10 protein-coding genes and 1 pseudogene are annotated in these 15,925 nt (G+C 76.0%); 5 read left to right on the top strand and 6 right to left on the bottom strand.

Features of this window, described 5'->3' with window-relative positions; translation table 11 throughout:
* Both AB0G13_RS25460 and AB0G13_RS25455 read right to left on the bottom strand, forming a co-directional pair.
* Positions 1-188 (bottom strand): hypothetical protein (locus tag AB0G13_RS25460; protein ID WP_357878941.1); only part of this gene is annotated, 188 nt, incomplete at its 3' end.
* Between the two features lie 296 nt (positions 189-484).
* Complete coding sequence (locus AB0G13_RS25455) at positions 485-2,701, bottom strand: AAA family ATPase (protein ID WP_357878938.1); 2,217 nt, start codon at positions 2,699-2,701, stop codon at positions 485-487.
* A 187-nt stretch (positions 2,702-2,888) separates the two neighbouring features.
* Here AB0G13_RS25455 and AB0G13_RS25450 point away from each other — a divergent pair, with 187 nt between their 5' ends.
* The 5 genes from AB0G13_RS25450 to AB0G13_RS25430 all read left to right on the top strand — a co-directional run bounded on the left by AB0G13_RS25450 (position 2,889) and on the right by AB0G13_RS25430 (position 11,300).
* Positions 2,889-5,783, top strand: coding sequence for an AAA family ATPase (locus tag AB0G13_RS25450; RefSeq protein ID WP_357878936.1), 2,895 nt, complete (start codon positions 2,889-2,891; stop codon positions 5,781-5,783).
* A 107-nt stretch (positions 5,784-5,890) separates the two neighbouring features.
* Positions 5,891-6,661: a DUF5995 family protein gene (locus AB0G13_RS25445; RefSeq protein ID WP_357878933.1), complete on the top strand. Its 771-nt coding sequence runs from the start codon at positions 5,891-5,893 to the stop codon at positions 6,659-6,661.
* A gap of 320 nt (positions 6,662-6,981) precedes the next feature.
* Positions 6,982-7,383 carry a hypothetical protein gene (locus tag AB0G13_RS25440; protein WP_357878930.1) on the top strand — a complete coding sequence of 134 codons (402 nt, stop codon included), beginning with the start codon at positions 6,982-6,984 and terminating at the stop codon, positions 7,381-7,383.
* Positions 7,384-7,468: 85 nt separating this feature from the next.
* Entirely contained in the window at positions 7,469-9,562 is a 2,094-nt protein-coding gene (locus AB0G13_RS25435; RefSeq protein ID WP_357878927.1) for an amino acid transporter, read from the top strand.
* Positions 9,563-9,758: 196 nt separating this feature from the next.
* Positions 9,759-11,300, top strand: a complete 1,542-nt coding sequence (locus AB0G13_RS25430) for a hypothetical protein (RefSeq protein ID WP_357878924.1) — start codon at positions 9,759-9,761, stop codon at positions 11,298-11,300.
* Positions 11,301-11,550: 250 nt separating this feature from the next.
* Here AB0G13_RS25430 and AB0G13_RS25425 read toward each other — a convergent pair whose 3' ends face one another.
* The 4 genes and pseudogenes from AB0G13_RS25425 to AB0G13_RS25410 all read right to left on the bottom strand — a co-directional run bounded on the left by AB0G13_RS25425 (position 11,551) and on the right by AB0G13_RS25410 (position 15,913).
* On the bottom strand, positions 11,551-12,510 hold the full coding sequence (locus tag AB0G13_RS25425; protein ID WP_357878921.1) for a TIGR03557 family F420-dependent LLM class oxidoreductase: 960 nt from the start codon (positions 12,508-12,510) through the stop codon (positions 11,551-11,553).
* Between the two features lie 387 nt (positions 12,511-12,897).
* Positions 12,898-13,104 (bottom strand): hypothetical protein, encoded by a 207-nt coding sequence (locus AB0G13_RS25420; protein ID WP_357878918.1) that lies wholly within the window; start codon positions 13,102-13,104, stop codon positions 12,898-12,900.
* A 327-nt stretch (positions 13,105-13,431) separates the two neighbouring features.
* Positions 13,432-13,710 (bottom strand): annotated as a pseudogene (locus AB0G13_RS25415) (DUF4332 domain-containing protein); the annotation flags it as partial.
* Between the two features lie 1,405 nt (positions 13,711-15,115).
* On the bottom strand, positions 15,116-15,913 hold the full coding sequence (locus tag AB0G13_RS25410; RefSeq protein ID WP_357878915.1) for an alpha/beta fold hydrolase: 798 nt from the start codon (positions 15,911-15,913) through the stop codon (positions 15,116-15,118).
* Between the last annotated feature and the right edge of the window lie 12 nt (positions 15,914-15,925).

The following is a 15,925-nucleotide window of genomic DNA, read 5'->3' as shown; positions in this document are numbered from 1 at the left end:
CCCGTCGAGTCCAGCTCGGCGAAGGTGCCCGGCCCGGAGGCGGACAACTCCCGGCACAATTCCTGATAACCGGCCAGCGGCGCATCCCGGCGGCGACGCCGCCACGCGTTGACCTCCAGCACGCACGCCCACACATCACCGGCCGAACGCAGCAGCCCGAAACACCGCCGCCGCTGCGCGGGCGTCACCCGCACCGCCATACGAGCGGTGCGATACACCACCGCAGGCGCAGCAGAATCCCGACGACGAGGCACAAACCGAAGCCAACACCACCGGTACGACAATTCCACCCCAACGAACCCGGCAAAGGTTCATGGACACCGCACTAGCCAGTCGGGCCGACCCGCGCACTCGGTCGGCCGCCCGATACCGCCCGGATCCGGTGCCTGTTAGCTTGGATCGTGGGGGAGATCCGCCCCTACGCCCGCTCGCCGCCGCGACCGGCGCACCGCCCACCGACCGGCGCGACGGGCGCGCCGCCCGCTCACGCCGCGACCGGCGTGCCGCGCGGCAGGACCCATCTCGGCCTTCGCGCGCGCCCCTGCCGCCGCGCCGACGCGCCCGCTCCGCCGGCGGACGGGACGCCCCCACCGCCGACCGCCCCGCCCGACAGGACCGACACGGTCGACAGGACCGGCACGGCCGACGCCGACGCGGCGGCCGGTACGAGGCCGGTGGCGGTCGCCCCGCCGGGGCCGAGCGCCCCGCCGGGGCCGAGCGTCCCGTCAGGGCCGACGGCCCGGTCGGGACCGGCCGCGTGGCCGAGGTCGACCGTGGAGTCGTGGCCGGCCGTGCAGTCGTGGTCGGCCGTCGGGGCGGGGGCGGCCGAGGGGACGCGACCGCGGGTCGCGGTCCATCCGCCCAGCTGCACCACCCGGTGGGACCCGGCGCGTTCCGAGGAGGCGGCGACCACCGGCCGCACGTGGGCGCCGGCGGCGCGATCGACCACGGGCGCCGGCGGCGCGTCCGCCTCCGCCGGCCGCCCCGCCCGGCGGGCGAACGCGGCCCGCGTCGCCCTCGGCAGCCGCGCGTACGCGACCTCGCGGACCACCGCGTCGGCGACGGCGTACCGGCCGTCGGCGCGGGCGGCCAGCAGACCCGTCGCGGTCAGGGCGCGCAGCACCGGGGTGGCCCGCCCGGACGCCCAGTCGAGCAGGCGCTCCGCCGTCGCGGCGGTGATCCCCGTGCCGACGGTCGCGGCGGCCATCAGCACGGCCCGCCGCGTCCCGTCGAGGCGGTCCAGGCGGGCGTCGACCTCCCGGCGCACCGCCTCCGGCACGGACGCCGCCGCGCCCAGCGACGCCACGTACGCGGCGGCCCGCCCGGGACTGCCGCCGACCAGCGGCAGCAGCCGGGCGACCGCCGCCGGCTGGTCGGCCCGGCCGAGCAGGTGGCGCAGCAGCCGGCCGGTCTCCACCGGGCGCAGCGGCGGCACCGCCAGCCGGTGCCGCCGGTCCCGTGGACCGGGCAGCACGTCCGCCCACTCCGGAGGGTGCAGCGCCACCACCACCAGCGGCAGCGACCGCGCGGTGGCCGCCGCGAAGAGCCGGTGCAGGAAGCGGCTCAGCGCGGCGGTGGCCCGGTCGAGGTCGTCCACCGCCACCATCACCGGCTGCCGGGCGGCGAGCCCCAGCAGCGCCTCCCGTGCCACCTCGGCGCCCCGCGCCGCGTCGCCGGAGCCGTGCGGCGCGGCCAGCAGCGCCTCCAGCGCGTACACCGCCTCGGTCAGGCTGCCGGGCGGCACCAGGTCCGTGAGGGCGGCGGTGAGTCGTCGCCGTACCGTCGCGGGCGGTTCACCGGCGCGGAGGCCGGCGAGCCCGCGCACCAGGTCCGCGACGGGGGCCAGGGGCTCCGGGTACGGCGGGCAGTGCGCGACGCACCAGCGCGCCGGCGTCCCGTCCACGGTCCGCACCGCGCGGGTCAGCTCGTGCAGCAGCCGGCTGCGCCCGCTGCCGGCGGGACCGACCAGCGACAGCCAACGAGGGCTGCGGTCCCGGACGGCCCGGACGATCAGGTCCCGGGCGGCGGCCAGTTCCCGTCGCCTCCCGACCAGCGGCCCCTCGTGCCGGGGCGGGGCCGGTCGGGTCGTGCCGGTGGCGTGCCACACGTCGACCGGCAGCGCCTTGCCGGCCAGGGCCACCGGCGGTACGCGGCGCTGGTCGACCAGCCCCACGGTGGCGCGGTGGGTGGCCGCGCAGAGCGCCACCCCGCCCGGCGGGGCGTACTCCTGCAACCGCGCGGCTGTGGTGATCACCGCGCCGCTGGCCACGCCGTGCCCGCCGTCGCGCGCCGCGGCCAGGTCCACCAGCGCCTCGCCGGTGGCCACCCCGGCCCGGACCCGCAGGCGCGGCGCGCCGGGCGGCGGCCGCCGGTCGAGGGCCCCCTGGATCTCCAGCGCCGCCCGCACCGCCCGGTACGCGTCGAACCCGTCGGACCGGCGCGCCCCGAACAGGGCCATCACCGCGTCGCCGACGTACTTCTCGACCACCCCGTGCCACCGGCGCAGCACCCCGCCGACGGTGTCGAAGTACGCCCGTTGCAGGGCCCGCACGTCCTCCGGGTCGAGCCGGTCGACGAGCGCGGTCGACCCGACGATGTCGACGAACAGCACGGTGACGAGGCGTCTCTCCTCCGGCACCGGCCAGCCTGCCGACGTGAACCGCTGCTGACCAGCGACGATGGTGGGCATGGGCATGGGCATCGCACCCGCCTTTCCCCGCGGTGTCTGACGACGCCTCGGACACTGTCACCGATCCGCCGACGGGGGATCTGCCGAACGACGTATGTCGCCGCGTGCGCAACCTTCGGTCGCAATGTCGACGCGGGGAGTACCACAGGCGCGAAAGACCCGTAGAACGGTGCGGGGGCCTGTGACTAGGCTGCGTGCCATGGCCAGCGACGTGGACACCGCACCACTCGTCGGCCGGGCCGACCTGGTGACGACGGTACGGTCCGCGCTGCTCGACGACGTCACGCAGGGGCACACCGCCGCGGTCTTCCTCACCGGCGAGAGCGGCGTCGGCAAGACCCGGCTGCTGCGCGAGGTGGGCGCCCGGCTGCGCGACGCCGGGGCCCTGGTGCTCACCGGCTCCTGTCTGGACATCGGCGACGCGTCGCCCCTGCACCCGCTGCTGCAGGCGCTGCGCCGCCTCGACGCCGAGCTGACCGGCTCCCAGGCCCGGACCTCCTCGGCGGTCCGTGGCCTGCTGCGGATGTTCGCCGAGGAGACCGCCGGCCCGGACGGAGCCGGGGCACTGTTGGAGCGGGTCTCCCGAGGGCTGCACCTGATCGCCGAGGGCCGGCCGCTGGTGCTCGTCCTCGACGACCTCCAGTGGGTCGACCGCAGCACCCGGCAGCTGCTGCTCTATCTGCTGGCCGGGTTGGGCGACCTCCAGCTGTCCGTGCTCGCGGCGGTGCGGGCCGAGTCGTTGCAGGGCGCGCACCCGCTGCGCCGGGTGCTCACCGAGCTGCGCCGGCTGCGGACGGTGCGGGTGCTCGACCTGGCCCCGCTGGACCGGGCCGACACCGACCGGCTCGCCGCCGCCGTGGTCGGCCGGCCGCTCGCCGGTGAGGCGGCGGAGCTGGTGTGGCGGCGCAGCGGCGGCAACCCGTTCGTGGTGGAGGAGTTGGCCCGCGACCTGCGCGACGGCCGGGACGGGCTCTCCGACACGCTGCGCGAGATCTTCCTGGCCCGGGTGGACGCGCTGCCCCGGCACGCGCACACCGTGGTGCACGCGGTGGCGGCCGGCGTCGAACCGGTGGAGCACTGGCTGCTGGCCCGGGTGGTGCGGCTGCCCGAGGAAGAGGTGATCGAGGCGGTCCGCGCGGCCGTCGCCCACCGGCTGCTGGTGAGCGCGGACGACGGCTACCGGCTGCGGCACCGGCTGGTCGCCGAGGTGCTGGAGCACGAGCTGCTGCCCGCCGAGCGCGCCGCCCTGCACCGCCGCTACGCCGAGGCGCTCACCGCGGCCCCGGCCGAGCTGCACCAGGCACGCCTGGCGCACCACTGGCGGCTGGCCGGCGAGCCGGCGCGGGCGTTGCCGGCGGCGATGGCCGCGGCCCGGGAGGCCGAGCGGCTGCACGGCTACGCCGAGGCGCACCGGCACTGGTCGGTCGCGTTGCAGCTGGCCGCCTCGCCGGGCGTCGCACCGCCGGACGTGGACCGGGTGACCCTGCTCCGGCACGCCGCCGAGGCCGCCCACCACTGTGGCGAGCACGCCCGGGCGCTGGCGCTGCTGGAGGAGCTGGCCGCCGCCGACGGCGGCCCGTCGGCCTGCGCGCTGCACATCCGCCGGGCCCGCTACCTGGCCGCCGCCGGCCGGTCGGCGCCGGCCGAGGCGGAATACCAGCGGGCCCTGGAGGCCGCCGACTGCACGCCCCGGGAGCGGGCCACCGCCGCGGCGCACCTGGCGGAGCTGCTGCTGCACCTCGGCCGCTACGCCGACGCCGGCCGACGGGCCCGGGAGGCGCTGGAGCTGTCCGCCGAGGTGACAGGCTCCACGTCGGAGGTGGTGCTGGCCAGCGCCGCGCTCGGCTTCTCCGAGGCGTACCTGGAGGACCCGGACGCCGGGCTGGCGGTGATGCGCCGCGCGCTGCAGACCGCCGAGCGCTCCGGTCGCCCCGAGGACGTGGCCTGCGCGTACCTGCACCTGGCCGAGCTGCTGACCGGCCCGCTGAACGTCCTGGAGGAGGGTGTCGTCGTCGCCCGCCGGGGCGCCGAGCGGGTGGCCGAACTCGGCCTGGGCCGCACGTACGAGACCCGGCTGCTGGCCATCGCCACGAACGGGCTGTTCCGGGTCGGCCAGTGGGCCGAGGCGGAGAAGGTCGTCGCGGCGGCGTTGCGGCACCGGCCCTCCGGCGCCGACGCGGTGGAGCTGCTGCTGGCGCGCTGCCGGCTGTCGGTGGGCTACGGCGACATCGAGGCCGCGGACCGCGACCTGGACGCGGTGGCCACGGTGCTCGCCGGCGGCGGGGCGCGGCACGTGATCCCGCTGCTCACCCTGCGGGCGGGGCTGGCCATGTGGCAGGGCCGGCACGACCTGGCCCGGCAGGCGGTGCAGCGCGGCCTGACCGAGAGCCGCTCCGACGACGTGGGCATCCTCGCCGCGCTGGTGTGGCACGGCCTGCGCGCCGAGGCCGAGGCGCACGCCAGCCGCGCCGTGGCCGTCGACCCGACGGCGGTGCGGCGGCTGCGGGAGGTGGCCGACCGGGTCGCCCGCAAGAGCGAGCATGCCGCCCGCCCGGTGCGCGACGTGGTGGACGGCTTCCTGGCGCTGTGCGCCGCCGAGGTGAGCCGCCTGGAGAGCAGTGACCCGGAGCTGTGGGCCCGCTCGGTGGCGCAGTGGGACCGCCGCCACCACCCCTACCCGGCGGCCTACTCCCGGCTGCGGCAGGCGGAGGCGCTGCTGGCCCGGCGCAGCCGCAGCGCCACGGCGGCCAAGCTGCTGCGGCAGGCGTACGAGGTGGCGCAGGGGCTCGGCGCGGTGCCGCTGACCTCGGAGATCCGTACCCTCGCCGGCCGGGCGCGGGTGTCGCTGGAGGATCGCCCGGCCACCGGCGGGCCGGCCGCCGGGGCGGCGGGCGACGAGCTGGCGGCGCTGACGGCCCGGGAACGGGAGGTGCTCGCCGCGGTCGCCGAGGGGCTGACCAACCGGGAGATCGGCCAGCGGCTGTTCATCAGCGAGCGCACCATCGGCGTACACGTCTCGCACATCTTCGACAAGCTCCAGGTCCGCACCCGGGTGCAGGCCAGCGCGATCTTCCTACGCAACCGGCCCGGCTGACGCGCGGCAGGGATACGTCGTTCTACTGATCCGGCCGGCCGCCGCCGGCTGGAAGGCTGTGCTGCGTCGCCGACGGCACGGGGTGCCGGGAACACTGTGGAGGAGAGATGACGGAACCGGTGTGGGGGCCCGTGCATCGGGACATCGTCGACCTGCTCGCCGACCATCCCGCCGACGCGCCGGCGGTGGTCGACCACCTCACCAAGCTCCAGGACATGCTGGTCCGGCTTCCTCCGCTGGAGGCGAGCTGCCCGCTGGCCGACTTCAACCGGCTCTACCTGACGATCACCGAGAGCGTGCTGAACGGCCTCTACGACGACCGGTTCGCCGACCCGGTGTTCCTGTCCCGGCTGGACGTGGAGTTCGCCGCCCGCTACTTCGACGCGATGCGGCTGTGGACCGACGCCAGCCCGGGCACGCCGAAGGCGTGGGCCTGCCTGTTCGAGCGGATGCGCGGCCCGGACGCCCGCCCGCTGCCGTCGGCGGCCGCCGGGGTGAACGCCCACATCAACTTCGACCTGCCGTTCGCGCTGGTGACCACGTTCGACAGCCTGGAGTCGGAGCCGGTGGACGGCACCGACCAGCACCGCGACTACCTGGAGATCAACAACATCTTCGCGGACAAGATCCCCGGTCTGCGGCGCGGCTACCTGGAGCGGTGGCAGCTGCTCATCGACATGCTCAACGGCGACATCGACGACTGGTACCAGGGGGAACTGGTCGAGTACACCCGCGACGTCGCCTGGCGCAACGCGCAGAAGATCTGGCGGTGCCGGCACGACCCGGCCGCCCACGAGTGCGAGCGCGCGCGGCTGGACGACACCGCCGCGGCGCTCGGTCGGTTGCTGCTCTCGCCCCTCGGGGCGTTCCTGCAGTAGCCGTGACGGGGGGTCCCCGCGCTCCGCATCCGGCACCCGGCGGAGCGCGGGGACGCGTCCCGGCCGGGATCAGGGCTCGTTCGCCGGGGGGCGTCGGGCCCGTGGTCGGGGACGGTCCGCGCGGTCCGGGGGTACGCCGGGGCGGGGGAGCAGGGTGCGCGGGTCGGCCGGCCCGGGGGGTGTCGGCCGGCCCGCACGGGGTACGCCCGCGCCATGAGTCACCCGGCCCGTCGGCCCGCCGCCCGACCCCGCCCCCGGCCCGCCGCCCCGCTGCGTCCCGCCCGACCGCGCGACGCCCGCCTCGGCAACCGAGGCGCGCGATGACCGGCGAGGCACGGCGGTTCGCGTTCCGCTTCGACCCGGTCTTCCGCCCGGCCCTCGCGCTGGTCGGCGTCCGGCCCGCGACCGCCTTGGTCGGCCTCGACGGGGCCGAGCTGGAGGTCCGGTTCGGCCCGTGGCTGCTGCGCACCGCCCGGCGCAACGTCGTCGGCGTCGCGCCGACCGGGCCGTACCGCTGGTGGCGGGGGATCGGCGTGCGCCTCTCCCTGGCCGACGCCGACGTCACCTTCGCCAGCAGCACCGCCGCCGGGCTCTGCCTCCGCTTCGCCGAGCCGGTGCCCGCGCTGCTGCCCGGCGGGTGGCTCCGGCACCCCGGGGCGACGGTCACCGTGGCCGACCCCGACGCCCTGGCCCGGGCGCTGGCCGCCCGCGTCGGCGACTGAGTCGTCCCGGCTTCACCGTTCCGGCGGGTCGCCGGCCGGCGACCGCCTACGGTCGGGTCAGGACCGCCGAGGGTGGGGACGGGACATGCGTGACGAGCACGGGCCGAGGTCGCGGCGCACGCGTGGTCGCCGGCCGCCGCCCGCCGGCCCGCCACGGGACCTGCGCGCCGCCCGGGACCCGACACGTCCCGGCGAGCGCGCCAAGCGCCCGGTCGCCGTCCCGGAGGCGCAGGCCAGCCCCGCCCGGCCCGCCGCGCCGCTGAGCCCGCTGCGGCGGTGGCTGTTCGCGCACCGGGTGCCGCCGCTCGGTCCCGAGGCGGCGGAGGGGCAGGCCCGCTCGCACCCGTGGTGGCAGGTCATGTGCCTGACCGGGGTGGACTACTTCTCCACCCTGTCGTACCTGCCCGGGATCGCGGCGGTGGCCGCCGGGGCGCTCTCCCCGCTGGCCACCCTGCTCATCGTCGCGCTGACGCTGTTCGGCATGCTGCCCATGTACCGCAGGGTGGCCCGGGAGAGCCCGCAGGGGCAGGGCTCGGTGGCGATGCTGGAACGGCTGCTGCCGTTCTGGCGCGGCAAGATCTTCGTGCTGGTCCTGCTCGGCTTCGTGGCCACCTCCTGGATCATCACGATCACCCTCTCCTCGGCCGACGCCACCGTGCACCTGCTGGAGAACCCGCACGTGCCCGAGGGCGTCGGCGGCACGGGCGTCGCGGTCGGCGTCACCGTCGTACTGCTGCTCGTCCTCGGCGGGGTCTTCCTGCTCGGCTTCCGCGAGGCGGTCGCGGTGGCCGTTCCGCTGGTCGTGGTCTTCCTGGCCCTGAACGCGCTGATCGTGGCGGACGGGCTGGTCGCGATCGCGACGGACCCGGGGACGCTGGCGGACTGGACGGCCGCGTTGAGCGCCGGTGGCGGCCCCGGCGAGGTGGCGGTGACCGCCGTGCTGGCGTTCCCGCTGCTGGTGCTGGGGCTCTCCGGCTTCGAGACCGGGGTGAGCATGATGCCGCTGGTGGGCGGCGCGGGCGCGGACCGCGAGGCACGGCTGGCGGCGCGGATCCGCAACACCCGCCGGCTGCTCACCACCGCCGCGCTGGTGATGTCGGTGTACCTGGTCTCGACCACCCTCGTCACCACGGTGCTCATCCCGGCCCGGGAGTTCGCGCCGGGCGGGGCCGCGAACGGCCGGGCGCTGGCGTACCTCGCCCACGAGCGTCTCGGCGAGGCCTTCGGCACCGTCTACGACGTCAGCAGCGCGCTGATCCTCTGGTTCGCCGGCGCCTCCGCGATGGCCGGCCTGATCAACATCGTGCCCCGCTACCTGCCCACCTACGGCATGGCGCCGGAGTGGGCCCGGGCCGTCCGGCCGGTCGTGATCGTCTACACGGCGGTCAGCGTCGCGATCACCCTGGTGTTCCGGGCCGACGTCAACGACCAGGCCGGGGCGTACGCCACCGGGATCCTCGCCATGATGGTCTCCGCCGCCGTGGCGGTGACGATCGCCGCGGCCCGCCGCCGGGAGCGCGTCGCGGCCGGCGGCTTCGCCGTGCTCACCCTGGTCCTGCTGTACGCCCTCGCCGAGAACGTCGTCGCGAAGCCGGACGGCATCGCCATCTCCGCGCTGTTCATCCTCGGCATCGTCGTGGTCTCGCTGGTCTCGCGGGTGACCCGGACCACCGAGCTGCGCACGGAGCGGATCGAGTTCGACGAGCCGGCCCGCCGGTTCATCGCCGAGTCGCTGGCGCACGACGGCCGGCTGCACCTGATCGCCCACAAGCGGGCGGGCGGCGCGGTCAAGGAGTACACGGTCAAGGAGCGGGCGCAGCGGGGGATGAACCCCGTGCCCGGCGAGGGCGACATCCTCTTCCTGGAGATCGACGTGGTCGACCCGTCGGAGTTCAGCCAGGTGCTGCGGGTGCACGGCGTCCAGGTGGGCGGCTTCCGGGTGCTGCGGGCCGGCAGCCCGGCGGTGCCAAACGCCATCGCGGCGATCCTGCTGGCGCTGCGAGACGCCACCGGCGTACGCCCGCACGCGCACTTCGAGTGGTCGGAGGGGAACCCCCTCGGGCACCTGCTGCGCTACCTCATCCTCGGCCGCGGCGACACCCCGCCCGTGGTACGGGAGATCATCCGCAAGTCGGAGCCGGACCCCGCCCGCCGGCCCGGCATCCACGTCGGCGGCTGACCCGGCCTCCCGTTCCGGTCCGGGCGGGCCGCGCCCGATCGCGCCCGTCAAGGTGAATAGTACCTTTATTCATGTTCGACGGACTTGCCCGTTTCGCGGTCGTATCGTGAGCCTTCGGCGGCTGTCGTGACGTCAGCCGCCCCGCGTCCCGTTCGACGCGGTCGGATCACGCACGCGCGAGAGGCAGGGAAGCCTGATGACGACGTATCAAGGGGGCCGGCGGGCGGCACCACCCAGACGGCGGTCGCGGTGGTTCTTAGCCGGCGGCCTCGTGGCGGGCAGCCTGGTGGCCGGGGCGGCCGGGCTGACGGGGGTGGCCGCCGTGGCCGCCGACCGGGACCTGCCCGCCGCCGCGGACCCGCCGTCGCTGGCGCTGCGGGCCGACGACCGCTCCGCCGAGCGCGACCTCGGCGACGCCGTCGAGGACCGCGACCACGCCCGCGAGGAACGGCGCGGCGGGAAGCCGGACGGCCGCTCCGGACGCACGGGCCAGGGGCACCGCACGGAGGTCCCGGTGCCGTGCGACTCGGCGAAGCTGATCTCGGCGCTGGTCCGGGCCAACGCCGAGGGCGGCGCCGACCTGCGGCTGGCGTCGAAGTGCACGTACGAGCTCACCCACGCCTTCCAGCAGCCCGACGACTACGACGGCGGGATCCGCGACGCCCGGGAGGCCGCCGACAGCGCGGAGAACCCCGGCGACGCCGAGGCGCCCCCGCGCAACCCGCAGCACGACCGCGCCGGACTGCCCGTCATCTACCACCCGATCTCCATCCGGGGCGAGGGCGCCACCATCGTCCGGGACGTGCACGCCGAGGCGTTCCGGTTCTTCACCGTGCGCGACGGCGGGGAACTGACGCTCTCCGACGTCGTGCTCCGCAACGGCCTCTCCGCCGCCGAGGGCGGCAGCATCCACGTCGTGCACGGCGCGTCCGCCGTGGTCGAGCGCACCACGATCGTCGACAGCACCTCCCTCTCGGCGGAGGGGGGCGGCGGCGGGATCTTCAACGACGGCCACCTGGTGGTCAAGGGGAGCACGTTCGTCGACAACCACGCCGCCGGCACCGCGGGCAAGGGCGGGGGCCTGCTCAACGGTGGCGTGCTGAGCCTGGAGACCTCGCAGTTCCGGGGCAACAGCGCCGTCGCGTACGGCGGCGGCTTCGCCAACTACCGGGGCGCGGCCGAGGTGCACTCGAGCACCTTCGCGCGCAACAACGCGGCGCAGGGCGGCGGCATCGCCAGCTTCTCGGCCCGTACCCGGGTCGCCGACACGAAGGTGGTGGGCAACACCGCCCAGACCGGCGGCGGCATCGCCAACTCGGACGCGCTGATCTTCCTGCGCGGCCTGGAGGTGCGCGACAACACCGCCACGGGCAACGGCGGCGGCATCTCCACCTTCCAGGGCCTGGTCCCGCTCGACGACAGCGTCGTCTCGGGCAACACGGCGCGGGGCTCCGGCGGCGGGATCCACGCCCAGAAGTCGAACCTCCTGGTGCGCCACAGCGAGGTCGACCGCAACCACGCCGTGGGCGCGGCGTCCACGGGCGGCGGCGTCTTCGCGTCGCTGGGCCAGGTCTCCCTCTACTCCAGCCGGGTCACCGGCAACGTGGCCACCGTGCGGCCGGGCGGCCTCTTCGTCGACAAGGCCCGGGTCAAGGTCGACGACGAGACCGACATCATCGACAACGAGCCCACCAACTGCGAGGGCAGCAGGGTGCCGGTCCCGAACTGCTTCCGCTGACCGTCGGCGGGCCGTCCCGGCCCACCCCGGGGGCGCGTCCGACCCCGCCAGCCGATCATCGTGATCGCGGCGGCGGGGCCCGGACGCGCCCCCGTGCGTCGTAGGCGTGCGCGCCTCTGTGTCGTGGGCGTGCGACCGCCGCGCGTCGTGGGCCCGCGACCGCCGCGCCGTCCGTCGCCGGTCCGTCCGCCGTGCGTCCCGCTCCGCCGGCCAGCACCGCGCCCGCGTCCCGAGGACCCGCCCGGACGGCTCAGCCGAGGGCGCGCAGCCGGGCGGCGAGGTCGTCGGCGAAGAAGTCGAGGAAGCCGTCCGGGTCGGGGCCGGCGTTCTGCAGCACGATGTGGTCGTAGCCGGCCTCGAGATAGGGGCGGACGGCCGCCACGTGCGCCTCCGGGTCCGGCCCGACGGAGAACAGCTCCCGCACGTGCCGCTCCTCGACGTACGCGCTGGCGGCGTCGAAGTTGACCGGGTTCGGCAGCTCGCTCATCACCTTCCAGCCGGTCACCATCCACCGGCTGGTCTCCAGCACCGCCCGTACGGCCTGCTCCTCGTCGGTGGCCCAGGCCATCGGCACCTCCGCGTAGCGGGGACCGTCGCCACCGGCCTGCCGGTAGTGTTCGACGATCGACGCCTTCGACTCGGTGACGAAGAGGCCGTCGCCGAGTTCGGCGGCCATCGTCGCCGAGGACCGGCCGCTCGCGGCCACCGCGATCACCGGCGGGGTCTGCGGCAGGTCGAAGATTCGGGCGTCCTCCAACTGCAGGTGCCTGCCCTCGTACGACCGGTAGCCGCCCTGCCAGAGCAGTCGGATGATCTCCAGCGCCTCGCGGAGTCGCTCGTGCCGGCCCCGTACGCTCGGAAAACCCTGCCCCACGACGTGCTCGTTGAGCCGTTCCCCGGCCCCGACGCCGAGGGTGAACCGGCCGTCGGAGACCAGCGCCATGGTCGCCGCGGCCTGCGCGATGATCGCCGGGTGGTACCGGACGGTCGGACAGGTGACCCCGGTGGCCAGGCCGATCCGTTCGGTCTTCGCCGCGACCGCCCCGAGCACGCTCCAGGTGAACGACGAGTGCCCCTGCGTGTCGAGCCACGGGTGGAAGTGGTCGCTCATCTCGACGAAGTCGAAGCCCACCTGCTCGGCCCGGACGGCCTGGCGGATGATCTCCTGCGGTCCGTACCCCTCCGAGGCGAGCTTGTAGCCGATCCTCATCCCGGTGCTCCCGTCCCGTGCGGCGCGCTGGCGCAACGCCGGTTCCCGTCGCCCGGGCCGACAAACGTCGGGGCCGTGGCGGCGGACCCGGGGCGCCGACACCGAGAACCCCAGCCTCCTAGGATGCCGTACGCGATGTGGCGCACCGCCGCGAGGTCCGGACCGCCGGCGGCGCTCCGGACGCGCCCAGGAGGGACCGGTGCGGTCGCGCCTCGGGCGCCTCGTCGGACCGGCCCTCGGCGGCCGAGGGGGCACGGAGGCCGAAGGTGTCACAGCCCGACCGCACCCCGCCGGAGGGAGGGGAGAGGAAGCGGGGGAGACCTCGCGGCGTCCCCGGACACGGTTCGGCCCGCGCCCCAAGAGGACGCGGGCCGGAGGACGAGGGTCCTACTTGGACGGCTGAGGCAGTGCGCAGTCGACCTTCGGGTTGGCGCCGATGTAGTTCAGCGGCCCGGCCACGATGGTCACCAGGATCGTGCCGGCCTCGGCACAGTTCGTGTCGTCACCGCTGTAGTAGCCACGCTGCCCGGCGGCGACCGCGCCGATGATCAGCCAGATGACGACCAGGACTCCGAATATCGACGTGCCGCGCATCGCTGCCTCCGCAAGGGTGTGGTGGATCGAGGTGCTGGGCGTTGTACCCATTCGCGATGAACGGCTAACGGTGCCGCCGCCGAGGGCCGGCGCGGCGGACGGCCGACGGGTGGGTCGGACGGATCCGCGGGACCGGGCCGCGTGGGGCCGGTAGGCCGCCGGGGGGTCTTCCCGCTCGTGCCCCGGCCCCAATCGCCGCGGTCGGGGCGCCCGTTGACGGGGCCGCCCCCACGTCGGTGACGGCGGGTCGATTCGGGGGCGGCACCCGGCACACCGGGCGCCGCCGTCCGGCGCCGACAGGGAACACGGCAGCCGGAGCGACGCCGGTCAGGCGTCCGTGCCGCCTACCGGGGTCGGCAGGGCGGCGGCCGCCTCCTGCGGAGCGCCGGCGAGCACCTTCGCCTGCTGCGGCCAGGTCGCCAGGCTCGGCGCGGCCCGCAGCCCGGCCGCCCGGATCGTCTCCCGCAGGGCGGCCTCGTCCAGCTCCGCCAGCTGCCGGTACGTCCGGATGCCGGCCGCCTGCAACGCCGCGGCCATCTTCGGCCCCACGCCCTGGATCCGGCGGAAGTCGTCGGCGGCGTCGGAGTCGGTCGCGGCCGGGGTGGCCACCTCGCCGCGCGGCGTCGGCACGACCACCGGCGCGGCCGGCACGTCCGGCGTCGACTCCGGCTCGACGGGTGCGTCGGCGGCCGTGGCCGGTGCGACCGTGGTGGCGGCGGCCGTGACCGGCTCGACCGGGATGGTCCGGGCCGGCTCCGGCTCGGTCGGCGCGTCGGCCGGCTCGGGCTCGACGGGAGCGGCGGCGACGGGAACGGGCGCGACCTCCGGCTCGCTGGGAGCGACGGCGGTGCGGGCGGGTGCGGTGTCGGACCCGGCCGGGGCGGCGGTGCTGGACTCCGGCTCGGCCGGGGCGGCGACGGTGGGGGCGGGTGCGGTCTCCGGCTCGGCCGGGGTCAGGGTCGCGCTCGTGGGCGCCGCGGCGACGGCGGCCGGGACGGGCTCCGCCGCGGCGGCGGGAACGTTCTCCGGCTCGGCGGCGGGAACGTCCTCCGGCTCGGCGGCCGGGGCGGGCTCCTCCGCCGGTCGGCGGTCGACGGGGCCGGTCACCTCGGCCGCCACCGGCAGCACGACCTCGTGCTCTGGCCGGGCGTCGGCGGCGGTGCCGGCCGACACGGGGTCGGTGTCGGGCGCCGGCACCGGGTCACCGGTCAGCGCCATGTCGGCCGGGTCGACGTCGTCGGCCCGGGACGCGTCGGCCGCGACGACCGTGGCCTGCGGGGCGTCGGTGGTGGTCGGGTCGGCGTCGGTCGGGGCGTCGGCCCCGGGCGCGGCGGGGACGCGGTCGGCGACCGCGTCCGGCGCGGGGTCCACGGTCACCTCGGGGCGCGCTTCGTCCAGGGTGGCGACGGGAGGCGGGTCGACCACCACGGCGGTCATGCCGGCGACCGGGTCACCGTCCACCATGGGCGAGCCGTGCGTGGCGGCCGCCGCGTCCTGCCGGCCGCGCCACAACCAACCGCCCGCCACACCCACCACCAGGGCCACGATCAGTATCAGCCAGTGCCCGAAAGACCACGCCACGGCAAACCTCCCTATCGTTCACGTCCGGAAACCCGCGAGAAAAACTCGCCGCAGCTTCGCACACGCCCGATGGCGCCGACAGGCAGGACCGGGTGCCCGCCGTGGCGGTGGGACGGGATTGCACCGGCGGTGTCCGGCGGGCGACGGAGGGTCGCCGTGTGGACAGCCGCGGCCCGTCGGGGCGGGTACGCGGCGCCGGGGAACGGACGCGGGCGGCCCGGTATGGAGAGGGACTTGCGCTCATTCGCCGAGGCGAGCTGCCATCCACGACGATAGACGTGCACTCGGATCTGCGAGGACGGTGCTGGATTGGCTCGGACGCTTCCGGCCGCCCTACGGAGCAGAAGGTTATGCCCGTACCAATTCGGACAGGCCCGGGGTGGACGGGCGGTCCCGCCGTCCACCCCGGCCCGTGGGTGCGGTCGGTCGTTCAGAGCCCGTGCCGGTTCAGCCAGTCGAGGCTGGCTTGCGCGACCTCCCGCCAGCCGTGATCGATGGTCAGCGAGTGACCGCGGTCGGGGAACCGGATCACCTCGGTCACCGCCGTGGACTTCCGGTACAACCGGGCCGTCCCCTCGACGAGGGCCGGCGGTACGGTGTGGTCTCGGCCACCGGAGGTCAGCAGCAGCGGCCCCCGGCCCGGGCCGGACGTGTCTACCCTGGTCGCGGTGCCCACGAGGTTGGCCAGGGCGGCCTCGAAGAGCGGGCGACCCGGGGTGGGGATCGTCCACTTCTCGTAGAGCTCGGCCGACTCGCGCTCGGAGAGCGCGTTGCCGAAGCCGTACCGGAACTGGGCGGGCGTCAGCGCCACCGCCCGCCGCCGGTTGGCTGGGTTGCGCACCGCAACCGAGGCCACCCGGAGCGCGGAGAGGGGCAGCGCGAGGACGCCCTTGGCCGGGGCGGGATCGAGGGCGACCGCGGCGCGGGCCAGGCCGCGCCCCAGCAGCTGCTGGACGATCAGGCCGCCGAACGAGTGGCCGATCAGCACGGGCTTGGCGGGCAGACCCCGGATGATCTCCGCGAAGTGATCGGTGACGTCGGCGACGCCGCGGTCGCCGTAGCGGTCCGGTACGGCCCGGGCCTCGGCCACCGTGTCCGGGATGCCCGGCCACTCGGGCGCGACGGGCGCGTAGCCCGCCTCGCGGAACAGCTCGAGCCAGGGCTGCCAGCTGGTCGAGTGCAGCCAGAGGCCGTGAACGAAGACGACGGGGATCGGGGTGTTGTTCATGCCTGCTCACTT

The sequence above is a fragment of the Micromonospora sp. NPDC023633 genome, assembly GCF_040640035.1.
Lineage (GTDB): Bacteria > Actinomycetota > Actinomycetes > Mycobacteriales > Micromonosporaceae > Micromonospora.
The sequence above is the reverse complement of the archived record's forward strand: the minus strand, read 5'-3'. Positions and strand labels throughout refer to the sequence as shown.